Source organism: Bradyrhizobium genosp. SA-4 str. CB756, from assembly GCF_000473125.1.
Taxonomy (GTDB): domain Bacteria; phylum Pseudomonadota; class Alphaproteobacteria; order Rhizobiales; family Xanthobacteraceae; genus Bradyrhizobium; species Bradyrhizobium arachidis.
In genome coordinates this window covers 9,134,395-9,158,425 of record NZ_KI421499.1, presented here as the reverse complement: position 1 = coordinate 9,158,425, position 24,031 = coordinate 9,134,395, and the positions used below count along the sequence as shown (strand labels likewise).

Genomic DNA, 24,031 nt, shown 5'->3' with positions numbered 1-24,031 from the left:
GCCGAGCGCTCTCACAGACGCCATCCACGCCGCAAAGCAAAAGGGCGGCAGGTTGCCCTGCCGCCCTCGTTAAGTCGTCTCGGAAAGAACTTACTTCAGGTTGCTCATCGCCGTCAGGTCGACCGAGAGCTTGGCGACGCCAGTAGCGCTACACCAGTTGGAGCCGAACGCCGTGGCTGCGTTTGCACCGCCGTTGATCGGGGTGACGAAGCCGGGGCTGGCGTTGGTCGCCGAGAAGTCGCTGGTGAAGGCGTTGCAATTGCCCTTCGACAGGTCGGTGTCGTAGTAGCGCAGATCGAGCGTGAACACCTTGTAGGTGAAGCCGACACCGATGTTCCAGGTGTTGTAGCTGGGCTCCTTGATGCCGTTGGCATAAACGGGGTCACCCGCGATGCCGTAGAAGATGTCCGAGGTCCCGAGCCACTGACGGCCGAATTCACCCGACACGTACATGCCGACGCCGCTGGCGCCGAAGGTCGTGCTGGGCGCGGTCCACTTGGCCGTGATCGAAGAGTAGTTGCCCCAGGCGCCGAGGTTCAGGAAGTTCGGCGAGTAATACTCGTTGAAGCCGACCACCCACTGATCGTTGATGTTGATGTTCAGCTTGGCATAGACTTCGTAGAAGCTCGCGTCCTTCTTGGCGAAGTTGCCGTTGATCGGCAGGCCGATCGGGCCCACGGAGTTGTCGAGGCTGCTGCCGCAATTGCCCTGAGCGAGGGTGCCCTGCGAGCCGAAGCAGCTTCCGCCCGGATAGAGGTAGCCCCAAATACCGAAGTCGAAGGCGAACATGCCGAAGGTCGGGCGGATACCGCCGTAGATATCGACCTCAGCCGCAGCGCGGTTCGGGAACGAGATGCTCTCCGCGGACGTACCAACGTAGAGTTGGAGGTCCTTGTTGACGTTGTAGCGCGGCTCGAAATAGGCCGCGACCGACGGATTGTGGTTCGACTGGGTGACACCACGGAAGATGTAGTCGCTCATGATGCCCGCGCCGAAGGCGACATCCCAAGGATCAAAGGCGGGCGGCGGCGGAGCCTTCAATGCCTTGACCGGCATGTCTGCCGCGAAAGCCGAACCCGTCACCATTGCCAGCGCCGTTGCCAACAAAGCTACTTTCTTCATTTCGATCCCCATCACCAGTTCTACCAGCCAGTCCCCCGGAAGCCCCCCGGGGCAGACGATCTGACTTCAAAAATTCGTAACTGCGGCAATTTGGATTGGGGTCGGCAAACCGTGAAGCAAAAATCACGGGCATCTGCCGACTTTTTGGGCGTTTTGGCGATTCCACGAAAGGTTGTCAGGCTGTGTGTCTTCTCGATCACATTATTTGCATTCCAAAGTGCATTGAGCGGTCCGGGTTACTACGGAGAACCGAGCTGCAGTGATGTCTGCGCCACGAATCAAGCTGACGGCGAGAACGACCGCCGCCCCGACCAGCATGACGATGCAAAAAGGCCGCAGCATCACTGCCGCGGCCTTTGCTGTTGTCGCTCGTTGCCGTTGGGGCGGCCCCAATCTTTCGCCGAACCTTGGGACCAAGCCCAACGCCAGCCTTGCGGCCTAGCCTTGCCCGTCGGCCGGCGTCGGCTCCGCAGAAGACGAAGGCATCGCCCAGCTCGTCTCGGCGGCGGGCTCGGGAGCCGGAGCCGGCGCCACCACCGGCGCTGACGGCTTTGGCGCGGGAGCTGCCTTCGCTTTCTTCGGTGCTGCTTTCTTCGCAGCCTTCTTCGGCGCAGCCTGCTTCACAGCCTTCTTGGCCGACTTCGCAGCTTTCTTCGGCGCGGCCTTCTTCGCAGCTTTCTTGGCCGACTTCTTGGCTTTCTTGGCAGACTTCTTCGCGGACTTCTTGGCTGCTTTCCTCGCGGTCTTCTTCGCCGCTACAACCTTCTTGGCCTTTTTGGCCTTCTTGCTTTTCTTCTTCTTCGCTTTCGCCATCGTGGTCCTCCTGTTGCCGCCGAACAATGGTCGATCGGGCGTCGTTCTGCCGTCACCTGCGGACGAAAGCTCAGCCCTTGAAAGCTCAAACCTGCGCGTTCAATGCCGGCCGCGACCCGCCCGTAGCCCAATCGAGAAGCTCAATCGTGTGTACGACCGGAACTGACGTGCCACTGGCAATCTGCACCATGCAGCCGATATTGCCCGCGGCAATCATGTCCGGCTTGACGCTTGCGATGTTGGCGACCTTGCGATCGCGCAACCTGCCCGCAAGCTCGGGCTGGAGAATGTTGTAGGTCCCCGCCGAGCCGCAACACAAATGGCTCTCAGGGACATCTTTCACCACGAATCCATTCTTGGAAAGCAATTCTTTCGGAAGGCCGGTAATTTTCTGCCCGTGCTGCAGCGAACATGCGGAGTGATAAGCGACGACGATGTTGTCTTGCCGTGCAGTCGATTCCAATCCGAGGCCGGCGACGTATTCGGTGATGTCCTTGGCGAGCGCGGACACCTTGGCCGCATCGGCCGCGAACGCCGTGTCCTCGCGCAGCAGATAGCCGTAGTCCTTGATCACGGTGCCGCAGCCGGAGGTCGTCACCAGGATGGCGTCGAGCCCCTCGCCAGCCGCTTCCTTTTGCCACGCCGTGACGTTGGCGCGGGCCCGCGCCAACGCATCGTGGTCGTTGCCGAGGTGATGGGTCAGCGCACCGCAGCACTGCTCGTCCCGGACCAGCACGACCTCGATGCCGTGGCGGGTGAGCAGGCTGATGGCGGCCTGGTTGATGCGCGGCGCCAGCACCTGCTGGGCACAGCCCTGGAGCAGCGCGACGCGGCCGCGCTTCTTGCCGAGGGCCGCGAACACGCTACCGGCAGCAGGCCCCGGTGACGGCAGCCGGTTCGGCGCCAGCGCCAGCATCGCCTTGAGGCGCTGGATCAGGCCGGGCGTCGCCGACGGCCGCGGCGTCGGCAGGAATACGGCGAGCGGGCGCGCGAGCCGCGCCAGCCACATGCTGATGCGGAAGCGCTGCGGATCCGGCAGGACGAAGGCCAGCACCTGGCGCAGCAGCCGCTCGGCCAGGGGGCGCTCATAGCGCTGCTCGATCCTGACCCGGGCCTGGTCGACGAGGTGCATGTAGTTCACCCCGGAAGGACAGGTCGTCATGCAGGCCAGGCACGACAGGCAGCGATCGACATGCTTGACCACCTCGGCGGTCGGCGCCTGGTCCTTCTCCAGCATCTCCTTGATCAGGTAGATGCGGCCGCGCGGGCTATCGAGCTCGTCGCCGAGCAGCACATAGGTCGGACAGGTTGCGGTGCAGAAGCCGCAATGGACGCAGGCGCGCAGGATCTTGTCGGCCTCCGCGATGTCGGGGTCGGCGAGCTGCGCCAGTGAGAATTCGGTCTTCATGCCGCAGCGCCCCGCCTCAGGCGTCCCCGGTTCAAAATGGTCTTCGGATCGAAGCTGGCGCGCACCCGCTCGCTCAGGGCCGCAACGCCGGGCGCCTGCGGATGGAACACGTCGACATCGCGCCTGACATTCTCGGCCGCCCGGATCAGCGTGGCGTGTCCGCCAAAGGCGTCCACGCGCTGGCGCACGATCGGCGCATGCGCGTCGGCCTTCGGCGGCAGCGCCGCCCAGATCAGGCCGCCGCCCCAATCATAGATCACGTCGCCGCCGGTCTCGCGGGCCAATTGCGTGCCGAGCGCCGCGCCCGAGGCCGGCGGGCAGACGATCCGCCAGACCGGCCACGCGCCGAGCGCGCCGCCGGTCGCGAACGGCAGCACGTCGCGGATGGCGGCCCACAGCGCGGCAGACGCCGTGTCCTCGATCAGCGTCGCGGTTCCGAACGGCGCCAGCAATTCGCGCAGCGAGCCGGCGCGGTGGGCGGCGGAGGACGTGATGCCCTCGAGCCGCAGCACGGTCAGTGCCTCGCCCTGGCCGGCGATATCGCCGAGCCCCTCGGTCTTGGCGCGGAACGCCGATTTCGGCAGATGCGCGGCTGCTGAAACGTCGAAGGGCGAGCCGAGCGCCGCGGTCATCGCCTTGTTGGCGGCGGCATCCTCCAGCCCGCGCAGCAGCAGGGTGCGCTCGGCCTCGGGCTTGGGCATCACCTTCAGCGTAACTTCAGTCATCACCGACAGCGTGCCCCAGGACCCCGCGAGCAGCTTGCAGAGGTCGTAGCCGGTGACGTTCTTCACCACCTTGCCGCCGGTCTTGAAGCTGTCGCCGAAACCGGAGACGGCATGCGCCCCGAGCAGATGGTCGCGGGCCCCGCCCGCCCTGATGCGGCGCGGACCGGCGAGCCCTGCCGCGATCATGCCGCCGATGGTCCCGACCGCCGGCGTGCCGAGCAGCGGCGCCGTGTTCATTGGCTCGAAGGCGAATTGCTGGTTCTTGGCATCGATCAGCGACAGCACGTCGTTAAGCGGCGCGCCGGCCTGGAGCGTGACGATCAGCTCGTTCGGCTCATAGGAGGTGACGGCATTGAGCGCGGAGACGTCGAGCACGGCATTGGTCGCCATGGTGTGCCCGATGCTGCGCTTGCTGCCATGACCGATGATCTCGAGCGGCTGCTCATTGGCAATCGCCGCGCGTACCACCTCTTCGACGTCTTTGGCGTCTCTGACCCTGAGCGTGTCCACGGGAAAAGGCGGTAGCGAAATTCGCCGTCAAAATCAAATGCGGCGTGACGCCGGCGACCATTGCCGGCGCGCTCGTGATCCTGCGCCGGGCCACCGCAACGCTGCGATCATGCGAAGCGTTCACGACATCGACACTTCGATGGCCGGCGAACCAAGCCGGTCCGGGCCCTCGCTACAAGCTCGCACACCGATCGCGATCAAGACTGAAGGCGAACAGCAAGGAGGAGAGCCATGAACCACTATGCCACGCAGAAATCCCTGAGCGAGGCCGTCGATGGCGGCGGCCTGCTCGTCGTCGCGCAATGGGAGGCCAAGCCCGGCGAGGCCGACAAGGTCGCAGGGATCCTCGACCGCTTCCTTCCCGAGGCGCAGCGCGAGGACGGCGTCAAGCTGTTCCTGATCTCGCGGGCCACGGACAATCCGGCGCAGTTCCTGTTCTACGAGCTGTTCCGCGACGAGGCCGCGTTCAAGGCGCACCAGGAGAGCGCGCATTTCAAGACCTGCATCGCTGGCGAAGCGCTGCCGCTGCTGGCGAAGCGCGAGCGGGCGCAATACGGGCTGCTGTGAGTGGCTTGCGGAGGGAAGGGCTTGCATGGCCCCTTCCCTCCGCACGACCGCTCAGAACCGCGGAATGTCCGGAAAGGCCAGCTTGCCGGCATGGACATGCATGCGGCCGAGCTCGGCGCAGCGATGCAGGGTCGGAAACACTTTTCCGGGATTGAGCAGGCCCTGCGCGTCGAAGGCGCATTTCAGCCGCTGCTGCTGGTTGAGGTCGATCTCGGTGAACATGTCCGGCATCAGGTCGCGCTTCTCGATGCCGACGCCGTGCTCGCCGGTGAGCACGCCGCCGAACTCGACGCAGGCGCGCAGGATGTCGGCGCCGAAGGCTTCGGCGCGCTCGATCTCGCCGGGCTTGTTGGCATCGTAGAGGATCAGCGGATGCAGATTGCCGTCGCCGGCGTGGAACACGTTGGCGCAGCCGAGCTGGTACTTTTCACCGAGCTCGCGGATGCGCGCCAGCGCCTTCGGCAGCGCGCCGCGGGGGATGGTGCCGTCCATGCAGAGATAGTCGGGCGAGATGCGGCCGACGGCGGGAAAGGCGGCCTTGCGGCCGGCCCAGAACAAATTGCGCTCGGCCTCCGAGGTCGAGATCTGGCAGGTGGTGGAGCCGCAAGCATTGGCGATGGCCTCGACGCGCGTGATCAGCTCGTCGACCTCGATCTTGGGACCGTCGAGCTCGATGATCAGCAGCGCTTCGACATCGAGCGGATAGCCGGCATGGACAAAGGCCTCCGCGGCGTGGATCGCCGGCTTGTCCATCATCTCCATGCCGCCGGGAATGATGCCGGCGCCGATGATGCGCGCGACGCATTCGCCGGCCGCCTCGACCTGCGCAAAGCCGACCATCAGCGCGCGCGCCGTTTCCGGCTTCTGCAGGATGCGCACCGTGATCTCGGTGATGACGCCGAGCAGGCCTTCCGAGCCGGTGATGACGCCCATCAGATCGTAACCGGAATTCTCGCACCCCTTGCCACCGATGCGCAGGATCTCGCCGCTCATCAGCACGATCTCGCAGCCGAGAACGTTGTTGGTGGTCATGCCGTATTTCAGGCAGTGCACGCCGCCGGAATTTTCCGCGACATTGCCGCCAATCGAGCAGGCGATCTGCGAGGACGGATCGGGCGCGTAATAGAAGCCGGCATGCGCGACCGCCTGGCTGATCGCGAGATTGGTGACGCCGGGTTCGGTGACGACCACGCGGTTGTCGAAATCGATCTCGCGGATGCGCTTGAACTTGCCAAGGCCCAGCAGCACGCCGTCCTCAAGCGGCAGCGCGCCGCCTGACAGCGATGTGCCCGAGCCGCGCGGCACCACCTTGATGCCCTGCCCGGCACAATATTTCAGGACCAGCGAGACCTGTTCGGTGGTATCGGGCAGCACCACCACCATCGGCGGCTGCCGGTAGGCAGTCAGCCCGTCGGATTCGTAGGCCCGCATCTCGGCAGGCGTATCGATCACGCCCTCGCCAGGCACGATTGCGCGCAATGCAGCCACGATCTCAGCGCGGCGCGCAAGCACCGCCTGGTCGCTCGCAGGCATCATGATGGCCATGTCAAATCCCTCATGGCATATCCTTCCGGCTCACGCCGCACGATCAATTTATCACGCCAAATCAATCACGTCCGCGAGGGTTTGGGTAGGCCATCCGAAAGTCGGAGCCGCGATCTCCTGCGAGTTCGCTCTGGGACAAGTAGGCAGCCATGAAACCTGTCATGGTTTCAAAGCTTGTCCAAGCCGGGCGGGCCTGCCAAAACCGGCGGGTTCGACGACTGCCGACCAGGCAAGAGACTGAACAGGCCAAACCCACCAGGGAAGAGACGAAGAGCACCCGATGACAAAACTGACTTTTGGCGCACTGATGATCCTCACCGTGACCGCCGCCGCACCCGCCGCGATGGCGCAGGATGTCGCGGCCGGCAAATCGTCATTCAACAAATGCCTGGCCTGCCACGCGATCGGCGAAGGCGCCAAGAACAAGGTCGGCCCCGAGCTCAACGGCCTCAACGGCCGCAAGTCCGGCACCGCGCCGGATTACAGCTATTCGGACGCGAACAAGAATTCCGGCATCACCTGGGACGAAGCCACGTTCAAGGAATACATCAAGGACCCCAAGGCCAAGATCCCCGGCACCAAGATGGCGTTCGCCGGCATCAAGAACGAGAACGAGATCAACAATCTCTGGGCCTTCGTCTCGCAGTTCGACAAGGACGGGAAGATCAAGCAGTAAGCTTGCAAGCGGCGGCCGCTAAGGCTTCGGTTCTGATTGAATCAGACCCGAAGCTCCGGCTTTTCGCTTTGACGCGTTTTCTCCACGCGGACCGGTATCCACTCCGCTCGAAAACGCTCTAGTCGGCGGCCGCCTGCGCCGGGACGATTCTCCCGATCATCGCCTCGATCTCCGTCTTCACCAGATCCGGCACCGCGTTCTGCACCATGTGGCCGAGATCGGGCAGCACGATCAGCTTTGCGTTCGGCACCGTCGCGGCGAACGGGCGCGCGTGGATGCTGGTCTTCACCGTCTTGTCCGGCTCGCCGGCGATGATGGTGACCGGTGCTTTGATGTCGCCATAGCGTGGAGCTTGCGCAATCACCGCCTCTTTCAGCGTCACCAGATCATAGGCATTGGCGATGAATTCGCGCGGGCGCAGCAGTAGCGGCGTTGCGGAGTCCTGCACGAAACCATCCGGCATCATCTGCGGCAGGAACACGTTGCGCGCGCCGGGTTCGGCGAGAAAATAACCGAGCGGCAGCGTGATGGTGTAGGCGAGCAGCGGACCGATCACGGGCGTTGCGATGATCTCGTTGTAGCGGCCGACCCCGCCGCGCCAGGGATGGGTCACCGGCGCGAGCATCACGAGGCCGGCGACGCGGGACGGATGATCGAGCGCGATCCGCGCGCCAAGCGCCCCGCTCCAGGAATGCACGACGAACACCGCGCGTTCGATCCCAAGCTTGCCAAGCACCTCGTCGATCATCCGCGCCTGGATCTCCGGCGTCGAATCCTGCCGCCGCGCGCGCGTGCTCCAGCCATGGCCGGGACGGTCGATCAGGATGACGCGATGCTCCCTGGCGAGCATGTCGCCGAGCGGACGCCGCATCGCTTCGAGATTGGAGCTCGCGCCGTGCAGCATCACGATCGGCAGGCCGGCCTCGCGCGGACCAATGTCGACGACGTGGAGCGTTGCGCCCTCGACCTCGATCATCCGGCCTTGCGGCGGAAAGGCGCGCTGCACGGCCACGATTCCGGCCTGCGTGACCAGCGCCAGCAGGACCAGCGCCGTCACGACTGACATCACGATCATGGGGAGAATCCGGACGGTCCAGGGCACAGGGTAATTACGGGTCTTGCACGCAGCAGTTTCGCCCGGAGCGCGTCAGCGCTTCCACCGCAATTGAGGGGCTGTGGATATGTGCATAATTGCCGAACCAAAAAATCGAGCAAAATCAACGCCATTCCCCCGTGACACACAAGCCTCGGACCAGCTTCATGCAGTCGTCATCGCGCCTTCCATATAATCGCCATGGTCGGTTCCGCCATTAAGACCCGGGTGGGCGCCGATCCTCCTCGCAGCCTCAGGGGATGCGAGGAACGGCCGGCAGGATATGTCCTGGTTTGAACCGGAGAATTTTCGATGAGCTTCAGATCGAACGACACTGCGATCGACGAGATCGTGGCGAGCTGCAATGGCGATCTGCGCGGTGCCGTGCGGGCGCTGCTCCTGATCAACGAGCATCTCGAGGCGGAGCTGGCAAGGGCCTACGCCGCGGCAGCCGATCACGGCCTGACGGAGCGCGGCGGCAGCGTCCTGCACTAGGGACGCGGTCGGCCTAGTTGGTGCTGTCCTCGTCCTTTTCCTCGTCCGGGGTGACGGCAGGGCAGGCGCGGATGGTCGAGCGGGCAAGCTTGGCGTCGTCCCTGGACTTGTAGGGACCATCGCCGAACCAGATGTCACCGTCGATCACGGGATTGCTGGTCACGATGTTGCACTTGCCAGTGGCGCGGTTGCCGACCACCCAGAACAACCCGTCGGCGAGACTCACCGTCCCCGACGCCAGCAGCAATGTACCTGCAAGGATCAAACGCTTCATGGCTGTGCTCCTGCCATGAAGGTAAGCCCGCGGCCGTGGCGCCAATACCCCTCGCCACTCGGTGCGTCTTATCGTGGTTAATCCACCGCCGCCGCACCTGCTCAAGAACTGATCGACTTGTCGGCTAAATATCGCGGCCTTCGACCTTCTCGGTCAGCGCCTTGACCTGCTCGGGGATCTTCTCGAGGTGCGGATTGACGGCGAGCGCCTTGCGGTAGGCCTCGAGCGCGCGCTTCTCGTCGCCGACCTCCTGCATGATCATGCCGAGCCCTGCGAGCGCGCCGAAATGGCGGGGCTCGCGGATCAGCACCTCGCGGATGTCGGCGAGCGAACGGCCGTAGTCGTTCTGCATGTAGTGGAGCGTGGCGCGCCGGTTCCAGGCTTCGATATAGTCAGGCCTGAGCTTGATGACCGAATCCAGCAGCTTGATCGCGATGTCGATCTTCTGCGCCTCGACCGCGGTCTTGGCCCGCGACATCAGCAGCGCCGCGGTGTCGCTCGGGGTCTGGATCCAGATCGCCCAGATCCGCGCCTCGACATGCTTGGCGCTGGCTTCGTCAGGCGCAGCCTTCAGCGCGCCGAACAGGAAATCGAGATTCTTGCTGCGATCGACCTTGGGCAGCTTGGACGGGGCCTCGGGAAGCTTCTTCTGCTTGCCGGGCGGAGGCGGCGGCTCAACCTGTTGCGCCAGGGCCGGAGCCAGCCCGGCGGTTCCCAGCACAAGGGCCAGACCAAGCACCATGGAGAGGGTGCGCGCGAAAGGGAATCTCACAGCCATCATCAAAGTCTAAACGCGCAAAGCCGCCCTTGCATAGCAGGGGCGGCGTCAAACTCGTGTGAGACCGTGGTCTTGCGGGAGCGCGCGAAAGGCGACCGCGAGGGCAATATCAGCCCTGGCGAGCCTTGAAGCGGCGCTGCACCTTGTTGATCACATAGACCCGGCCCTTGCGGCGGACCAGGCGGTTGGCGCGATGGCGACCGCGCAGCGACTTCAGCGAGTTACGGACCTTCATGGCAGAATCCTGAACGTTCGAAAGGCCGTGTTCGGCACTACCGTTTCGGCACGCGCGAATGTGGCAAAATGAGATTTTTCCCGCCGGCGGACCGACCGCCCGGGACGGGGCGGTTCTTAAGGCATGGCGGGAGGTCATGTCAATGTTAACTGCCCGGTTCCGGGCCAGCAAATTCTTGAAAACAACCCCATGCACAGTAGAAACGGCCGGATCGGCCCGATCTTGTCCCGTCGCGGTCAGGCATAGCAAAGACTTTTGCAGGCAGCGCTTTTACCTCCGGCAACGCCTTGCCAAATTCGTTATATCATATAATCAATTTGCCAACCCGTCGGGAGGACACCAATGCCAAAGCTAAAGCTGCCAAACATCGACGACGTCGTCGCCATCGACATCCACACCCATGCCGAGGAGCCCTGCGGCACCCATCCCGACGACGGCTATGACGATTTCCAGGCGCAGATGGCGGAGTACTTCAAGTCGCCGCACAAGCATCCGCCGACCGTGCCGGAGACCGCGGCCTACTACCGCTCCAAGAACATCGCCGCGGTGATCTTCCCTGTCGATGCCGAGCGCGAGACCGGCTTCCGTCGCTACAAGAACGAGGAGATGCTGGAGATCGCCTCCGACCATCTCGACGTCCTCATCCCCTTCGTCTCGATCGACCCGCACAAGGGCAAGCTCGGCGCGCGCGAGGCGCGCAAGCTGATCGAGGAATACGGCGTGCGCGGCTTCAAATTCCACCCGACCATGCAGGGCTTCTACGCCAACGACCGCATGGCCTATCCGCTCTATGAAGAGATCAACAATGGCGGCGCGATCGCGCTGTTCCACACCGGCCAGACCGGCGTCGGCTCGGGCATGCCCGGCGGCATGGGCATGCGGCTGAAATATTCCAACCCGATGTACATGGACGACGTCGCGGCCGATTTCCCCGACCTCAAGATCATCCTCGCGCACCCCTCCTTCCCCTGGCAGGAAGAGGCGCTGTCGGTCGCGACCCACAAGCCGAACGTCTACATCGACCTCTCCGGCTGGTCGCCGAAATACTTCCCGCCGATCCTGGTGCGCTACATCAACTCGATCCTGCAGGACAAGATGCTGTTCGGCTCGGACTGGCCGGTGATCACGCCGGACCGCTGGCTGTCGGATTTTGCCAAGATCGAGATCCGGGACGAGATCCGGCCGAAGGTGTTGAAGGCGAACGCACGAAAACTGCTGGGGATCTAGGGTGTGTACTCATAATTCCAGCGCGAGTCTGTTCGACCTCTGAAAGCAGACATCACGTCGTCGAAGACCGAGGACGGCTAAGGGCCACAACCGGACTCGGTTTTCCAAGATAACAGGCCTTCATCCAGCTACTGTTTATTACGGTCCCTAATCCGTCTCCGGGCAAACCACAGGCAATGGCTCGGCTCCCGGTTTTCGGTGAGGATAGCCCGTGCAAAAATTCCTAACGCAATCTGTATGTAGACCCGATCCGCATTTCTCGCATCGGGTGACGCAATCCTCGTAGGTGACCCCCGGTCGTGCTTGCTCAATAAGTGTAGGTTGCTTGGGTGTTTGCTCCTTCGCTTTCTGAGCCAATGCTGGGGTGACGGCTAACCCAACAAGGAGCAGTCCGACCACATTCCTCATGTGCTCCTCCCATCGAGAAACGAGAGAGCCTCTTATCCCAATCACTGCCAGACGTTGACTTGGATCAAGCGACCGAAGCTGAAGCGCAGGTCGCCCATTTAGGGCACTGCAAAGCCAATGTCTGCTGAGGGGCACGATCAGGCATCCCGGACTTGCCCGAGCTTGGTCCCCTCATGGCCCAAAAGCGGACGCGCGGATTTATGAGTACACGCCCGAGCCTAAAGCGTGATGAGATCAGGTTGATTGCTACAACGGAGGCGCACACCCTCTCCCGCTTGCGGGAGGGGGTGTTTCCACAATGGGACAATCACCAAGAGGAGAAAGCCCTCACCCGGCGCGCGGGACGATGCTTCGCATCGCCCGGGACGCGCCGACCTCTCCCGCAAGCGGGAGAGGTGAACGAGGCCTCAGACCTGCGCCAGGCCGCCGTCGACGAAGACCTCGCCGCCGGTCATGAAGCTGCTGTCCGAGGATGCGAGGAAAGCGGCCACGGCCCCCGTCTCGGAGGGATCGCCCACACGCCCGATCGGCGTAGAGTTTCCGAGCGCATCGAACGCTTCCTCGCCGACGACCTCCAACGCCAGCTCGGTCTTGGTCGGCCCCGGAGACAGCACATTGACGCGGATGCCGGTGCCGCGCAGATCCTGCGCCCAGCTGCGCGCGAGATTGCGGATCGCGGCTTTGGTCGCGCTGTAGATGCTGAACTGCGGCGTCCCCATCACGCCCGTACTCGAGCCGGTGAGGATGATCGACGCCCCCTTTGTCATCAGCGGCAGAGCCTTCTGCACCGTGAACACCAGCCCCTTCACGTTGACGTCGAAAATCTGATCGTAGTGCTCGACCGTGATCTCGCCGAGCGGCGCGAACGATCCGGTCCCTGCATTGGCAAACAGAATATCGACCCCGCCCCGTTCGGCTTTCACCGCCGCATACAGCCGGTCGAGATCGGACAGATCAGTCACCGAGCCCCTGACGGCGCGCGCCGAGGGCCCCAGCTGAGCAACGGCGGCATCGAGCGGCTCCTGCCGCCGCCCGAAGAGATAGACGAACGCACCTTCGTCGACGAACCGTTTTGCCGCTCCAAGCCCGATGCCGGTGCCGCCGCCGGTCACCACTGCCGTCTTGCCTTGTAGTCTGCTCATGATGTGCTCCCTTCATTGAGGTTGCACTGAGCTGGCGGCGTACCCACCTATCGACAAGTATGCACCTTTTGGTAAGTGCCCAAAAATGTCAGACCCGATCTCACCGCCGGCGCAGACTTCACCTTCCGTCCAGAATTGCACGCCGAATTTGCCCGGCTTCACCTGCGGCCTCGACGCGACCCTGCGGGTCGTCGCCGGCAAGTGGAAGCCGCTGATCCTGTACTTCCTCGCGCAGGGCGGGCCGACCCGCTACGGCGAGCTTCGGCGATCCGTGCGCGACGTCAGCGACAAGGTGCTGATCCAGCAGCTCAAGGAGTTGGAGTCCGATTGTCTCGTGAAGCGAACCGACTACAAGGAAGTGCCGCCGCGGGTGGACTACAGCCTCACGCCTCTGGGCCACAGCCTGGCCGAAGCGCTGGTGCCGCTCTGCGCGTGGGGCACCGAGCACATGGCTGAGGTCAGCCAGGTCTTCGCCGAGCGGGCGACCTGGACGCGGCGAGAACGTCCACCGACCGTCTAGTTCGCGCTGCTCTTCGTCCGAGGTCCGCTCCGCCCTGGATTGCAGCGCGTTGGAGGTGCTTGCCCTGAGTCCGGCTTGGGCCACAAGCAGACTCATGCGGAGCATCGTCTCACTCGATCACCTTGTCGGCGCGCGCCAACAAAACCTCCGGAACCGTCACACCCATCGCCTTAGCGGTCTTGAGGTTGATTACCAGCTCGAATTTCGTCGGCTGTTCGACCGGCAGATCGGCAGGCATCGTGCCGCGCAAAAGGCTCGCCGCGAATCGGGCAGTCAGGTCTGCCAAGTGATCGGAGGATGGACCGTAGCCGATAAAGCCACCTTGCTCGGCTCGCACTCCCCACTGATACATGGTTGGAAGGCGCAGTGCTGCAACTCGTTCCATAATCAGTGGACCATTGCCGTCGAGCATCCCGGAATTAAGAACATTCAGCGCCGTGGCCCCCGATGCCTGTGCCTTATCGATAGTCGCTGCAATCTCCTCAGCTCTGGTGACGCGATAGATTGAAAGCTCAACGTTGCGTCCGCGCGCCGCCTCTTGCAGGGCGCGAACCTTCGCCTCGCCTCGCAACCGTCCCTGCACCACGCGTTCGAACCAAAGGTCGTCGGCGAGAGCCGCCATGCGGCGAATCCCGGGCACGGCTTCGATCAGGATGTCCTGTCGCAGGCCGTCAAGCTCAGGAGCAAAAATGCTGATCCCCGTGATATTGCCATTGGGCCGGGCGAACGATTTTACCAATCCCTCCCCGACCATATCGCCTGTGATCCCAACGATAGGAATGCTCTTGGTTGCCCGCTGTACGGCGCCAACTGCCTCGGGTCCAGCAGCATAGATGACATCGGGTTGGGCTATGACCAGCTCCGCCGCGAGTTGCGAAATCAGATCGATCTGAGATGCAAAGGCGCGGTAATCAATCGTGAGGTTTTGGCCGTCAATGAAACCAGCGCGCCGTAGTTGGTCGAAAAAACGTACGTTAAATTGAATATCGCGAGGATGCGGAGACAAGCAACCCAGGCGATAGGTCCGTCCCGCTTTCTGGGCCAACGCTGCGAGCGGCAACGCCACCATCGTACTGCCGACAAGCGTTATGAACTCGCGCCGTCGCATTTCGTCGCCCTCAGGCCGAGCGACTGTCTAACATATGCTTCTAATCCCATCGGTATCCGACGTTCAGGTGCATAAGAGGAAAGGCAGCTTAGGGCCAGAGCCCGACTCGGCCTTTCCAAGATAACAGGCCTTCATCCAGCTACTGTTTATTACGGTCCCTGATTCCTTGCCTTGGAGGGACAAGCTCGGGGTGGGCTGAGACAATTGCGGCCTGCAAACACGTGAGCAGTTCGACGTAACTTTGCATCCCTATCGACGTAGTGCCGCCCTCGCAACGATTGCGAACATCACTGGGACTGGTCGCCCACAAAGTGCTTATTTGTTGTTGCGCCTGCTTTTCGTCCTTCATGCAGTCCGAGAAACTCTGAACGGCAGTCAGTCCCTGTGCTTTGGCATCGTCTACTGTTGCCTTGCACAGCGCCTCCACATTCAGCACCGGAACCTTATCAGAGACCGGTATCGGGACCGGTTGGCCCACTAGGGCCAGCGATAAGAATGCAATCTTCATTTTTCAGTCCCCTGCAAATGGACGTTCCTGCTTTGCGAGCTCCGCAGGTCCAGAAAATCACCTTTGATCCGGCGCAAGGCTTCGCAGCTTCCCTGCCTGGAGCAGTGAAGCGAAGCAGGGGTTACGACCTTGGCGGCGTCAGGTAATGCCCGCTTAGGGTCACCATCAGAGGAGCCCTGGTTGAGTATATCGAGCCCGCTTCACCCCATAGAGTGGACTCTAGCGGACATGCCGGGTCGACCGGTTGGAGTCACAAGCTGACATCACCTCTAGCAGGTAACTCCCGTTGCGCAGCGGCGCACCGCCCGTCGATCCGCTCTCCGCGCAACGCCAGCGACACTCGTTGCAGTTGCCGGTCTTCCTACTCGGGCGGAAGCATTGTCCGACGATACGGACAACCCCTTCTCTTGCGACCACTGAATCGAAATCGGGGCGGCGCACAATATCGTCGCTCCCACCAAAATTGCGCCAAACATGCTCATCTTTTTCATGAGAGTGTCCTCGCCAATAGTGATAGTTGCTGGTTCTGCATGCGAGATTTCCAGATCTTCGTGCTTGATCCAAATCAAGCGATTCAAATTGCTTGACCTGTCAAGGCGCGACCGCTCGACGCTTCCGAACGCAAAAGCCTTCGTTTCACCAGTTCCAGCCGCCGTAGTAGCGTGGAATCAGCGTCGGTCGTCCGGTGACGTAACTGCGGTTGGCGTAGCCGCCGTAATAGTCGGCAGGGTAGCCGCCAGCGGCATAGGCGTCGCCGTAGTAGCGCGGAATTAGCGTTGGCCGTCCGGTGACGTAACTGCGGTTGGCGTAGCCGTCGTAATTGCCGGCAGGGTAGCCGCCAGCTGCATAGCTGCTGCCGTAGTAGCGCGGAAACAGCGTTGGCCGCCCGGTGACGTAGCTGCGATTGGCGTAGCCGTCGTAGTAGCCAGGACTGCCGTAGTAGCTGCCATAATAATTGCCAGTGTAGCCCCACCCGGCGTCTACATGAGGGCCGCCACGATAGTACCCATAAGGTGAGGTGGCCGCTATCGCGGCCGTCCCAATCGCGCCGGCCGCCAAGCCAGCACCGACCACACCAGCACCGTAGCCGTACGCAGCCCGCCGGTAATGGCGACGCGCAACGCCGGCACCGCTAAGGGGTGTCAATGGGCGACCAATCCGCGCCTGCGCGCTCTCAACTGACAGCGAGACACCGCGCTGTTCAGACCAGCTGAACGAGAGCAACGTCGCGCACGCGAAGGCCGAGGTTGCAATTGCAACTTTGCCCAGACTCATCTGCTTCATGGACGTTCTCCACTATCCATTAAAGCCTGCCCCATAGAATGAATGCATGGTCGCTGTTGGAGGGTATTGCGCCAGATCAAGGGCTGTTACGGGTTAAGGGCCAGGTCAATCCAACGCGCATCGTGATCAGAACGAGGCCGCCTTCGGGCCAACGTCAATTTCGCAGGCGAGGCGCTGGGCCATCACCGACAGGCCGTCGAGCATAAACGCTTCCGCTCATGTGCACCGGCGCCGCACGGCAGGCACGCCGCCCGTCTGCTGTCAGATCGTCACGCGGCTGCCGTCGAAACGCGTGAAGGAGAAGCCGTCGAACGGCTCGCGAAGGGTGGCGCGCTCGTCCCGCAACATGCAGATAGCCACTTCCTCACCGATCGCCATTGAGGCGGAGGCGTCGGAACGCCAGTGGATGCCCGCCCAATTCCGTCCGAAACCGAAATTCACCGCGAGCTTGTTCAACTCTCCGCCGACCGTGAGCGGTGAGCCGTCATAGGGCACGAGCCTTGTCGGGTCAGCCGGATCGGGCTGCACCGGATTGGCGATGACGCGGCTCTCGTCGAAGAACGCCTTCAATATGGTAGCCGTGACGGCCCCAACGCTCGTGGCCCCGCCGGGATAGGTGGAGTGGAAGGGCGCGCCCTCCGGATAGGTTTGCGACAGCAGATAAGTGCCGTATTTGGCCTTGCTGCGAGCGAGGGCTTCCGATTTCAGGAAATCATCATGCAGCGGGTAGTCGCTCACGCCATTGGCGAGGCGATGGTGCGCCAGAGCACCGTAGGCTTCCGGTCTCACAGCCCTGTGCACGAAATACTTCTGCCAATAAGACGCGCGGACGGAGTTACTGATCCCCGTGGCGAGCAGTGCCTGCACGTAGGGCAATCCGAAGGTGCCACCACCGGGGCCCTGGGTTTTCGATTTCCGATACGGGTTCGAGGGGTAGGACACGGGCTCTGCCGGTGGATAGATCCCGGAGTAGCGCTTGTCTGCCCCGCCTCCTGGGGTTGCGAGGAGCAGCGCTGCCGCCCACCCGAGTGCCGGACCAGTGTGGATATACTCTGCGAGATCTCTTCCTGTCGTGATGTATCGCGGTGTCGCGTCGAACTGCAACTGGCGCTTCGGTGCGGCGCCATTCTGGATCGCCAGCCACTCCTCGTAGTCAGTCAGGAATTCGCTGGCGGGCAACGCGGTACGAATTTGAGCACTGATCCACTGTGAGGCATAGGGCGCGTCCCTGAGCAGGAACTGCGAGATCAGCGGACCGTTCAAAACGCCTGGAGGCGTGACGGAGCGGCCCTTCGGGTCGCCTGCGTCGAAATAAAGCGCATTGGCGCGGAACAGTGTGCCGGGCGTGACCCGCCCACCAGACTTCGGCCCTCGGAAATCGGCAAGCTTGTTGATCTCCTCGGTTGCTACAAGCACGTCCCGATTGGAGGTGTCGTCGCGCAACTCGGTAAGCGGAACATCACGAAGCAGGGATTGCCAATATACCTCGACCGCCTCGCCGCCGCGCTCCGCACTTGCAAGAGCCGGTGCCGGGGGTATTCCAATCTGAGTTGCGTTTATGCCGCTGAGACTGACTGCCAGCGTGCCCAAGGGATTGACCAGCTTGCGAGTGCCGCCAAGCGGGATCTTTTCGAAATCGGCGGGATCGCCCGACTGGCAGGCGGCATAGAGAGCCTGCCAAGCCTCCTGTGTCACTTCGCCGCGTTTGTCGTGCGGCAGGCCACGTGAATCGGAGCCGATCTTGTTACTGTAGCGCGCCTCGTCGCCATTCGCGGGGTGGGGCGCGATGGGAATTTTCTCGTTGTTGCTCGCACAGACCCCGCGGACTTCAAAGGCCCGGTGTTTGAATGCCTCGTCGAGCGGTCGGGCGTTTGCGCTCGCAGGCTGCGCCAGCGCCGGGGCGAACCCGGGCATGCTCGGCGGAGACGCAAGCACGGCGGCACCAACCGCAATGCCGGTCCCGCCAAGCAGCGAGCGGCGAGTGATCGCGGTCGACGGGCCCGGCGACGCCAGGCAGAATTCAGTTGGAACGGTGGCATGGTCAGCCATGGAGGCCTCCTCCCTCGCGGGAAAGTTTCGGCGGGATTGCGCCGGAGCCGTCCGATTACTTGCATGCTGCAGTCGAAATCATTTCACCGGGAGGACACTGAGGAGATTGACTCAGATCAATGGTGAGTCGAGCAGACCAATTGTGCACCGGCCGGGGCCACCGTCGGCGTCAGCTATGGGTCTCATTAGCTGCCCTCGTTACCCGGCGCGACCTAGTTCCGCTTCTCGCTCGGCAGCAGACATTGGGCGCCCTGCGCGAAAGTCAGCGCCGGGCCCAAGAGCCGACATCCGAGCAAGAAAGTGAAAATCGATGGACCTGCTAACGCGCTTGCGGACTGGTCGGGCAGCTCACCTGAGAGATCACCGACATTGAGGAATGAGAGCCATCGCCCTTCACGGCGTTTGAGGCGCGCCGCGGCGGAGATAGGCGCCTGTAACCGACGCAAGGCCCAACGCATAGAACGCCATCCAAAAAGCGGAGGCGCCGCGCCAAATCAGGTTCGGTTCGTGGGTTTGCAATATGGCGAGGACGATACCGATCGCCCACGCATAAACGAAACAGACCCAGAAGATATATTTCATCAACGAGGGGCACCCCGCAAATACCAGCTCCCAATGATCGATCTCCTCACCCACACCGCTACGCATCTTCCCTTCCCTTTCCGAAATGCCGATGAGGATGACCGACAAAAAGGCCGGGAAGATTCCCCACATAAGCACTGGAAACAAGGCATTTCCGCCGAGTTGTACGCTGGTGAACGACACCGCATTCACAACGATGCTGAGTACCAGCCCGCACGCGGCGTAGAGCATCGCAAACAGCAGTAGCAGGCTGGTCATGGTGGTTCGATTAAAAAGTACGAGGCGAAGGATGGCGGCTTCGATGAACGTCTTGTGCAGTATTAGTCGCACCATCCATTCGTGCGGTTCGCCCGGTCCTCTGTCCGATAGGAGGCAAACAGCGAAGAACTCCGACTGAGCAAATATCGGCTGCTGTGCCCCTCCTCGCCGACATAAAGAGGCCAAATCGGGTTGGTCGCGATGGGCCATGTGTGGACTAAGGTCCGCCCCCTTACTTCGGATTGCGCGGGAACAGGATGAACCCGTCCCGGTTCGGCATTTTCACGTTGGGCAGCGACTGCGCGTCGATCACATCGTTCGATCCGACGATCCCGTTGAGATTGAGGATATAGGCCGATACCGCGTAGAGTTCGTCCGCGGTGAGCGATTTCGACTCTTGGAATGGCATTGCGCGGCGGATGTAGTCGAACAGCGTTGTTGCATAGGGCCAGAAACTTCCCACAGTCTTTATCGGTGTTTTGTCCGGCGCCAATGTGCCCATGCCGCCGGCAAGCGCTCCAGCGAGCGCGACACTGGGGCTGATTCCCTTCTCGCCGTGACAGGCCTGACATTTCGCTACATAGATGGCTTCCCCCTCGATTGCGGTGCCACGACCAGGCGGCAGACCTGCTCCATCCGGTCCGATGCTGATGTCCCACGCTGCGATGTCGGGGGGCGCGATCGGTTGCCCGAACTGCGGGGCCTGGGCCAGGGCCGCCGGTACAACGGTCAGCATAGATACGCAGACTACTGCAATGGGTTTAAGCGTAAACATTGCTGGCCTCCCCCATCTCGTCGATGCGCCAGCTTGCGATGGCGTTGTAGTGGTAGACCCCACGCAAGCCGCGCTCGTCGGCGAACTGAGCACGCGTTGGCTGCACCAAGCCCGTGTCGTCGGTGGCGCGACTCTGCAGCACGGCGGGACCGCCGTTCCATTGCCACGCTGCGCGGAAGCGCACGGGCGCCTTTGGCAGGATCGGGCCCTGCAAAGCTGCCGGCGCCCAGCTTCGTCCGCCGTCAGCCGACACGTCGACCTGCCGGATGCTGCCGTTGCCCGACCAGGCGAGCCCGGAAATCTCGTAGAATCCCGGTCCCTTCAGCGCGAGTCCCGGCGACGGACGCGTGATGACGGATTTTACTTCGATCGGGAACACGAACTGCCAAGCCTTTTCATCCTTGAGTAGGATCGTGTATTTCGATGTTTCGTCTTTGGTCATGGCGGGGCCTGCGGTCAGCTTGAGCCGGCGCAGCCACTTCACGTTCATGTTGCCCTCGAAACCAGGCAGCAACAGCCGCACCGGGTAGCCATTCGAAGGCCGCACTCGCTCGCCGTTCTGATAGAGACAGAGCAGCGCATCATCCATCGCCTTGGTGAGCGGGATGCTGCGGCTCATGGCGGCGGCGTCAGCCCCCTCGGCGATCACCCAGCGCGCCTCAGGTTCGATGCCAGCTTCGTCGAGCAACGTGGAGAGCCGCACACCGGTCCATTCCGCGCAACCCAGTAGGCCGTGAATAGCCGCCACATTGAGCGGCTGGGCCTGAGGCGCGTTGAGCGCCTGGCTGTTGCCGCCACACTCGATGAAGGCGATGCGCGATTGCATCGGATAGCGCGACAGCGCTTCGACCGTAAACACAAGCGGGCGCTTCACAAGTCCATGGATCACCAGCCGGTGTTGATCGGGATCGATTTCTGGGATGCCGGAATGGCTACGCTCGAAATGCAGCCCAGATGGTGTGATCATTCCTTCGAGCATGTGCAGTGGCGTGCGTGACGAGCCGACACCGGCCGGGTTGGGGGGCGGCGGAAAGACTTTGACGACCTTGCTCTCGAACGGTGAGGGCTGGCCGTAGCCCGCAAATCCGGGACCCGGCACCTTCATCCACGGCTGCACCGTAAGCTGTTCCGCCGATCCGCAGGACAGGCCCGCACCGGTCGCACCAACAGCGAGCGCGCCTTCAAGAAAAATGCGCCGGCTTAGAATTCCATTGCCGGCCGCCCGATCGCCTGGTTCGGGATGAGTTTTTCCAACCATGAGCAGCACTCCTTCGTTGCGGTCAAATGAACTCGCATGTCCGCGCGCACGGCCAGTGCTCGTGAGACCGGCACAAAAGGACTGTCGGTTTTATTGAGAGTGTGATGCCTGCCGACGGCATTACTGCCATTCGCGTCGAACGGAGACGTCGGCACGTCCCGTCTCGAAAAGCAGCTCTAAAGAAGACTACGCCCATCCAAAAGACCTTCAAATTGGCAAGGATGTCGCACGAGCATTCTGGTCAAAACCAGTGTCTCTGATGTCCGAGTTGGGTCAAAGGCGGCCTTGGCCAGCTTGCATGGCCCTGTTCGGGTCACCATCAGGAAGCAGACTTCGCGGCGCTCTGAGCTGGGGTGAGCCATGGGCCAATAGGCAGGTCACGCCGCAGCCGCGCCGAGAAGGGCTGTTGGCTGCGCTCGCCGATGCGGCGCTCGCGGTTTTTTGTCACCGAGGCGGACAAGCGGCCCTAAAACTCCGGCTTGCCGCGTAGGGCGTCGATTCCGGCCCTAGCGCAGGCTTCGTCAGCATCACCGCCAGGCCCACCAGACACACCGACGGCTCCGACTAGCGAGCCGCCCGCTTCGACAATCAATCCGCCACGAACGTCGCGACAAACGGAAATCCAGATCGTCATTTCGCCCGTTTGAATACCAGCTCCAGCGTGATGCCAGCTGGGGTGCGTGGATTTGTAAACTTCAATTCATCGTCCGTAATCGATGTCACGATCCGACGTTGATTTGGCGTTCCGACCAAATTAGGAAACGAGCTCGTTTCGATGTTGACGTGGATCGTCTTCGTGCTCTCGTCGACTGTGTATGTCCCAGTGTAAGCAACCACACCTGACGCAATGGCCATGGCCTCCTCAGGGGACGGCCGTGCAGAATCGCCCGATGCATACTTTGGAGCATCGGAGCGAACCGTAATGAAATGGAAGTGACCATCGGCGGCGTAGGTGACAGCGCCTTGCAGCTTTGGCCGCTCTACGGCGCTACCATCCTCACGCGTCCCGGTGCTGGACACGTAAATCCAAGTGCCAACCAACCGATCCTTAAGAGACTTTACTTGGGCAACACTACTATTCGGGAACGTCACAACCGAAATCAACACCGTCGCACAGAGTCCAATTGCATAACGCCTGTTCATGAGACGCTCCTGCTCTTTGGCAACGTGGGCAAGGCTACTCGGCGCTCCGATTTTCAGCAATGGGTCACAAGCCTCCGATCATACTTGCAGTGGCAGATTTCCGCTGTGGTTGGTAAGCTGACGACTATGCGCACTCCCCCAAGCGGATCTCTTGTGACCGCAACTGCCGGGAAGGACAGCCGATGACCATCAAAGCCGTCGTGTTCGACGCCTACGGAACGCTCTACGACATCCAGTCCGTCGCCGAGATCACCGAGGACGCGTTTCCGGGCTACGGCGAGATCATCACGCAGGTCTGGCGGATCAAGCAGCTCGAATATACCTGGCTGCGCTCGTTGATGCGGCGCTATCAAGATTTTGAGGCCGTCACGCGCGACTCGCTCGCCTATACGCTGCGCATGGTCGGCCTCGCCTATGAGAGCGAGGCGTTCGAGCGCGTCATCGAGAAGTACCTGCACCTCGATCTCTATCCGGATGCGGCGGCAGCGCTGGCGGCCCTGAAACCGCGAAAGCTCGCCATCCTCTCCAATGGCAGCCCGGACATGCTGAATGCGCTGGTGCGCAACACCAAGCTCGACGGCCTGCTCGATGCCACCGTCAGCGTCGATGCCAAGAAGGTCTTCAAGCCGAGCCCGGAGGCCTATGAGCTGATCGGCGAGACATTCGGCACCGCACCGAACGAGGTGCTGTTCGTCTCCTCCAATCCATGGGACGTGGCGGGCGCAAAGTCGTTTGGATTGAACGTCGCCTGGATCGAGCGCGTCACGCCCGAGGCAATGGCGCTGGCTTGCGTCGAGAACGAACTCGTGGCACCGCTGACCATGTTCAAGGCGATCCGCACCCAGATGGACGAGCTTGGCTTTGCGCCGGACCACCGCGTCCGCGCGCTCTCCGAGCTGCCAGGGATCATCTAGGGATCGCCCAGAGATCGCCGCCCCGCCCATGAGACTGGAATGAGCCTGGAATCCGTTCGCGCCTTCTTCGCCGAGAAAGCCCCCGACATCTCCGTCATGGAATCCCCGATCAGCTCGGCGACCGTGACGCTGGCCGCCGAGGCCTATGGCGTCGAGCCCGGTATGATCGCCAAGACGCTGTCCTTGCGCGTCGGCGAACGCGTGATCCTAATCGTCGCGGCCGGCACCTCGCGCATGGACAACAAGAAGGTGAAGGCGCAGTTCGGCGGCAAGCCGAAGATGCTGGGGCTGGAAGAGGTCGCCGACATCACCGGCCATGAGGTCGGCGGCGTCTGCCCGTTCGGGCTGAAATCACCGCTGCCGATCTATTGCGACGTCTCGCTGAAGGCGTTCGACATCGTCGTTCCTGCCGCAGGCTCGACCCACAGCGCGGTGCGCATCACCCCCGATCGCCTGGCCGAGCTGACCGCGGCCGAATGGGTCGACGTCTGCGAGCACCGGCCTTAAAGCGGCGCCGGCCTCGACAGCCGCGGACATGCGGACCCTGGCTGGCAGCGAGTCATTGCGGGGCTAAGACGGCCTGGCGCCACAACCGGTCGTTGCCTACGGTGGCA

Annotated in this window: 25 protein-coding genes and 1 pseudogene; 7 read left to right on the top strand and 19 right to left on the bottom strand. The window is 62.4% G+C overall.

Going from position 1 to position 24,031, the window contains the following annotated elements; all coding sequences use genetic code 11:
* Nucleotides 1–90: 90 nt before the first annotated feature.
* The 4 genes from BRAGE_RS0144190 to BRAGE_RS0144175 all read right to left on the bottom strand — a co-directional run bounded on the left by BRAGE_RS0144190 (nucleotide 91) and on the right by BRAGE_RS0144175 (nucleotide 4,578).
* Entirely contained in the window at nucleotides 91–1,122 is a 1,032-nt protein-coding gene (locus BRAGE_RS0144190) for a TorF family putative porin (protein ID WP_027563111.1), read from the bottom strand.
* A gap of 438 nt (nucleotides 1,123–1,560) precedes the next feature.
* Nucleotides 1,561–1,935, bottom strand: a complete 375-nt coding sequence (locus BRAGE_RS0144185) for a hypothetical protein (RefSeq protein WP_027563112.1) — start codon at nucleotides 1,933–1,935, stop codon at nucleotides 1,561–1,563.
* 85 nt (nucleotides 1,936–2,020) lie between these two features.
* Nucleotides 2,021–3,343, bottom strand: coding sequence for a glycolate oxidase subunit GlcF (glcF, locus tag BRAGE_RS0144180; protein WP_027563113.1), 1,323 nt, complete (start codon nucleotides 3,341–3,343; stop codon nucleotides 2,021–2,023).
* On the bottom strand, nucleotides 3,340–4,578 hold the full coding sequence (locus BRAGE_RS0144175) for an FAD-binding protein (RefSeq protein ID WP_027563114.1): 1,239 nt from the start codon (nucleotides 4,576–4,578) through the stop codon (nucleotides 3,340–3,342). Before BRAGE_RS0144175 ends, glcF begins: the two co-directional genes overlap by 4 nt.
* Before the next feature lie 231 nt (nucleotides 4,579–4,809).
* Here BRAGE_RS0144175 and BRAGE_RS0144170 point away from each other — a divergent pair, with 231 nt between their 5' ends.
* On the top strand, nucleotides 4,810–5,145 hold the full coding sequence (locus BRAGE_RS0144170) for a putative quinol monooxygenase (RefSeq protein WP_027563115.1): 336 nt from the start codon (nucleotides 4,810–4,812) through the stop codon (nucleotides 5,143–5,145).
* Between the two features lie 51 nt (nucleotides 5,146–5,196).
* Here the strand turns inward: BRAGE_RS0144170 and BRAGE_RS0144165 are convergent, their stop codons facing one another.
* The gene (locus BRAGE_RS0144165) at nucleotides 5,197–6,690 is read right to left on the bottom strand and encodes an FAD-linked oxidase C-terminal domain-containing protein (protein ID WP_027563116.1); all 1,494 of its coding nucleotides are present in this window, start codon (nucleotides 6,688–6,690) and stop codon (nucleotides 5,197–5,199) included.
* A gap of 280 nt (nucleotides 6,691–6,970) precedes the next feature.
* On the opposite strand from BRAGE_RS0144165, the gene cycA reads away from it, so the two are divergent.
* Nucleotides 6,971–7,366 carry a cytochrome c-550 CycA gene (gene cycA / locus BRAGE_RS0144160; RefSeq protein ID WP_027563117.1) on the top strand — a complete coding sequence of 132 codons (396 nt, stop codon included), beginning with the start codon at nucleotides 6,971–6,973 and terminating at the stop codon, nucleotides 7,364–7,366.
* 118 nt (nucleotides 7,367–7,484) lie between these two features.
* Here the strand turns inward: cycA and BRAGE_RS0144155 are convergent, their stop codons facing one another.
* Nucleotides 7,485–8,441 carry an alpha/beta fold hydrolase gene (locus BRAGE_RS0144155; RefSeq protein WP_027563118.1) on the bottom strand — a complete coding sequence of 319 codons (957 nt, stop codon included), beginning with the start codon at nucleotides 8,439–8,441 and terminating at the stop codon, nucleotides 7,485–7,487.
* Between the two features lie 330 nt (nucleotides 8,442–8,771).
* Here BRAGE_RS0144155 and BRAGE_RS0144150 point away from each other — a divergent pair, with 330 nt between their 5' ends.
* Nucleotides 8,772–8,954, top strand: coding sequence for a hypothetical protein (locus BRAGE_RS0144150; protein WP_027563119.1), 183 nt, complete (start codon nucleotides 8,772–8,774; stop codon nucleotides 8,952–8,954).
* Between the two features lie 13 nt (nucleotides 8,955–8,967).
* On the opposite strand, the gene BRAGE_RS0144145 is transcribed toward BRAGE_RS0144150, so the two are convergent.
* The 3 genes from BRAGE_RS0144145 to ykgO all read right to left on the bottom strand — a co-directional run bounded on the left by BRAGE_RS0144145 (nucleotide 8,968) and on the right by ykgO (nucleotide 10,241).
* Nucleotides 8,968–9,228, bottom strand: a complete 261-nt coding sequence (locus BRAGE_RS0144145; protein WP_027563120.1) for a hypothetical protein — start codon at nucleotides 9,226–9,228, stop codon at nucleotides 8,968–8,970.
* Between the two features lie 124 nt (nucleotides 9,229–9,352).
* Complete coding sequence (locus BRAGE_RS0144140) at nucleotides 9,353–10,006, bottom strand: tetratricopeptide repeat protein (RefSeq protein WP_027563121.1); 654 nt, start codon at nucleotides 10,004–10,006, stop codon at nucleotides 9,353–9,355.
* A 109-nt stretch (nucleotides 10,007–10,115) separates the two neighbouring features.
* Nucleotides 10,116–10,241, bottom strand: a complete 126-nt coding sequence (gene ykgO, locus BRAGE_RS0144135; RefSeq protein ID WP_006611362.1) for a type B 50S ribosomal protein L36 — start codon at nucleotides 10,239–10,241, stop codon at nucleotides 10,116–10,118.
* A 342-nt stretch (nucleotides 10,242–10,583) separates the two neighbouring features.
* On the opposite strand from ykgO, the gene BRAGE_RS0144130 reads away from it, so the two are divergent.
* The gene (locus BRAGE_RS0144130; protein ID WP_027563122.1) at nucleotides 10,584–11,468 is read left to right on the top strand and encodes an amidohydrolase family protein; all 885 of its coding nucleotides are present in this window, start codon (nucleotides 10,584–10,586) and stop codon (nucleotides 11,466–11,468) included.
* An 815-nt stretch (nucleotides 11,469–12,283) separates the two neighbouring features.
* On the opposite strand, the gene BRAGE_RS0144125 is transcribed toward BRAGE_RS0144130, so the two are convergent.
* A complete protein-coding gene (locus BRAGE_RS0144125; protein WP_027563123.1) occupies nucleotides 12,284–13,018 on the bottom strand; it encodes an SDR family NAD(P)-dependent oxidoreductase in 735 nt (244 codons plus the stop codon).
* 85 nt (nucleotides 13,019–13,103) lie between these two features.
* Between BRAGE_RS0144125 and BRAGE_RS0144120 the strand changes: the two genes are divergently transcribed.
* On the top strand, nucleotides 13,104–13,538 hold the full coding sequence (locus BRAGE_RS0144120) for a winged helix-turn-helix transcriptional regulator (protein WP_027563124.1): 435 nt from the start codon (nucleotides 13,104–13,106) through the stop codon (nucleotides 13,536–13,538).
* Nucleotides 13,539–13,647: 109 nt separating this feature from the next.
* Here the strand turns inward: BRAGE_RS0144120 and BRAGE_RS0144115 are convergent, their stop codons facing one another.
* The 9 genes and pseudogenes from BRAGE_RS0144115 to BRAGE_RS51215 all read right to left on the bottom strand — a co-directional run bounded on the left by BRAGE_RS0144115 (nucleotide 13,648) and on the right by BRAGE_RS51215 (nucleotide 22,503).
* Nucleotides 13,648–14,646: an ABC transporter substrate-binding protein gene (locus BRAGE_RS0144115; RefSeq protein WP_027563125.1), complete on the bottom strand. Its 999-nt coding sequence runs from the start codon at nucleotides 14,644–14,646 to the stop codon at nucleotides 13,648–13,650.
* Between the two features lie 139 nt (nucleotides 14,647–14,785).
* Nucleotides 14,786–15,154 (bottom strand): hypothetical protein, encoded by a 369-nt coding sequence (locus BRAGE_RS0144110; RefSeq protein WP_027563126.1) that lies wholly within the window; start codon nucleotides 15,152–15,154, stop codon nucleotides 14,786–14,788.
* 636 nt (nucleotides 15,155–15,790) lie between these two features.
* The gene (locus BRAGE_RS0144105) at nucleotides 15,791–16,300 is read right to left on the bottom strand and encodes a hypothetical protein (protein WP_231164147.1); all 510 of its coding nucleotides are present in this window, start codon (nucleotides 16,298–16,300) and stop codon (nucleotides 15,791–15,793) included.
* A 399-nt stretch (nucleotides 16,301–16,699) separates the two neighbouring features.
* On the bottom strand, nucleotides 16,700–18,487 hold the full coding sequence (locus BRAGE_RS0144100; RefSeq protein WP_027563128.1) for a vanadium-dependent haloperoxidase: 1,788 nt from the start codon (nucleotides 18,485–18,487) through the stop codon (nucleotides 16,700–16,702).
* A gap of 393 nt (nucleotides 18,488–18,880) precedes the next feature.
* Nucleotides 18,881–19,537, bottom strand: a complete 657-nt coding sequence (locus BRAGE_RS0144095; RefSeq protein WP_141263232.1) for a hypothetical protein — start codon at nucleotides 19,535–19,537, stop codon at nucleotides 18,881–18,883.
* A 22-nt stretch (nucleotides 19,538–19,559) separates the two neighbouring features.
* Nucleotides 19,560–20,102: a c-type cytochrome gene (locus BRAGE_RS0144090; RefSeq protein ID WP_027563130.1), complete on the bottom strand. Its 543-nt coding sequence runs from the start codon at nucleotides 20,100–20,102 to the stop codon at nucleotides 19,560–19,562.
* On the bottom strand, nucleotides 20,089–21,360 hold the full coding sequence (gene soxC / locus BRAGE_RS0144085) for a sulfite dehydrogenase (RefSeq protein WP_051378613.1): 1,272 nt from the start codon (nucleotides 21,358–21,360) through the stop codon (nucleotides 20,089–20,091). Before soxC ends, BRAGE_RS0144090 begins: the two co-directional genes overlap by 14 nt.
* Nucleotides 21,361–21,826: 466 nt before the next feature.
* Nucleotides 21,827–21,961 (bottom strand): annotated as a pseudogene (locus BRAGE_RS53955) (heme-binding protein); the annotation flags it as partial.
* A 29-nt stretch (nucleotides 21,962–21,990) separates the two neighbouring features.
* Nucleotides 21,991–22,503 carry a lipocalin-like domain-containing protein gene (locus BRAGE_RS51215; protein ID WP_141263234.1) on the bottom strand — a complete coding sequence of 171 codons (513 nt, stop codon included), beginning with the start codon at nucleotides 22,501–22,503 and terminating at the stop codon, nucleotides 21,991–21,993.
* 182 nt (nucleotides 22,504–22,685) lie between these two features.
* Here BRAGE_RS51215 and BRAGE_RS0144075 point away from each other — a divergent pair, with 182 nt between their 5' ends.
* Both BRAGE_RS0144075 and BRAGE_RS0144070 read left to right on the top strand, forming a co-directional pair.
* The gene (locus BRAGE_RS0144075) at nucleotides 22,686–23,417 is read left to right on the top strand and encodes a haloacid dehalogenase type II (RefSeq protein ID WP_027563132.1); all 732 of its coding nucleotides are present in this window, start codon (nucleotides 22,686–22,688) and stop codon (nucleotides 23,415–23,417) included.
* A 39-nt stretch (nucleotides 23,418–23,456) separates the two neighbouring features.
* A complete protein-coding gene (locus BRAGE_RS0144070) occupies nucleotides 23,457–23,924 on the top strand; it encodes a YbaK/EbsC family protein (protein WP_027563133.1) in 468 nt (155 codons plus the stop codon).
* The last annotated feature ends 107 nt before the right edge of the window (nucleotides 23,925–24,031 follow it).

Coding starts and splice junctions, on each gene's coding strand:
- BRAGE_RS0144070 (WP_027563133.1), top strand. CDS start 23,457: ATGAGCCTGGAATCCGTTCGCGCCTTCTTCGCCGAGAAAGCCCCCGAC.
- glcF (WP_027563113.1), bottom strand. CDS start 3,343: ATGAAGACCGAATTCTCACTGGCGCAGCTCGCCGACCCCGACATCGCG.
- BRAGE_RS51215 (WP_141263234.1), bottom strand. CDS start 22,503: ATGAACAGGCGTTATGCAATTGGACTCTGTGCGACGGTGTTGATTTCG.
- soxC (WP_051378613.1), bottom strand. CDS start 21,360: ATGGTTGGAAAAACTCATCCCGAACCAGGCGATCGGGCGGCCGGCAAT.
- BRAGE_RS0144150 (WP_027563119.1), top strand. CDS start 8,772: ATGAGCTTCAGATCGAACGACACTGCGATCGACGAGATCGTGGCGAGC.
- BRAGE_RS0144170 (WP_027563115.1), top strand. CDS start 4,810: ATGAACCACTATGCCACGCAGAAATCCCTGAGCGAGGCCGTCGATGGC.
- BRAGE_RS0144100 (WP_027563128.1), bottom strand. CDS start 18,487: ATGGCTGACCATGCCACCGTTCCAACTGAATTCTGCCTGGCGTCGCCG.
- BRAGE_RS0144145 (WP_027563120.1), bottom strand. CDS start 9,228: ATGAAGCGTTTGATCCTTGCAGGTACATTGCTGCTGGCGTCGGGGACG.
- BRAGE_RS0144155 (WP_027563118.1), bottom strand. CDS start 8,441: ATGATCGTGATGTCAGTCGTGACGGCGCTGGTCCTGCTGGCGCTGGTC.
- BRAGE_RS0144090 (WP_027563130.1), bottom strand. CDS start 20,102: ATGTTTACGCTTAAACCCATTGCAGTAGTCTGCGTATCTATGCTGACC.
- BRAGE_RS0144110 (WP_027563126.1), bottom strand. CDS start 15,154: ATGAAGATTGCATTCTTATCGCTGGCCCTAGTGGGCCAACCGGTCCCG.
- BRAGE_RS0144075 (WP_027563132.1), top strand. CDS start 22,686: ATGACCATCAAAGCCGTCGTGTTCGACGCCTACGGAACGCTCTACGAC.
- cycA (WP_027563117.1), top strand. CDS start 6,971: ATGACAAAACTGACTTTTGGCGCACTGATGATCCTCACCGTGACCGCC.
- BRAGE_RS0144125 (WP_027563123.1), bottom strand. CDS start 13,018: ATGAGCAGACTACAAGGCAAGACGGCAGTGGTGACCGGCGGCGGCACC.
- BRAGE_RS0144140 (WP_027563121.1), bottom strand. CDS start 10,006: ATGGCTGTGAGATTCCCTTTCGCGCGCACCCTCTCCATGGTGCTTGGT.
- BRAGE_RS0144165 (WP_027563116.1), bottom strand. CDS start 6,690: ATGGCCATCATGATGCCTGCGAGCGACCAGGCGGTGCTTGCGCGCCGC.
- ykgO (WP_006611362.1), bottom strand. CDS start 10,241: ATGAAGGTCCGTAACTCGCTGAAGTCGCTGCGCGGTCGCCATCGCGCC.
- BRAGE_RS0144115 (WP_027563125.1), bottom strand. CDS start 14,646: ATGCGACGGCGCGAGTTCATAACGCTTGTCGGCAGTACGATGGTGGCG.
- BRAGE_RS0144190 (WP_027563111.1), bottom strand. CDS start 1,122: ATGAAGAAAGTAGCTTTGTTGGCAACGGCGCTGGCAATGGTGACGGGT.
- BRAGE_RS0144095 (WP_141263232.1), bottom strand. CDS start 19,537: ATGGCCCATCGCGACCAACCCGATTTGGCCTCTTTATGTCGGCGAGGA.
- BRAGE_RS0144185 (WP_027563112.1), bottom strand. CDS start 1,935: ATGGCGAAAGCGAAGAAGAAGAAAAGCAAGAAGGCCAAAAAGGCCAAG.
- BRAGE_RS0144130 (WP_027563122.1), top strand. CDS start 10,584: ATGCCAAAGCTAAAGCTGCCAAACATCGACGACGTCGTCGCCATCGAC.
- BRAGE_RS0144120 (WP_027563124.1), top strand. CDS start 13,104: ATGTCAGACCCGATCTCACCGCCGGCGCAGACTTCACCTTCCGTCCAG.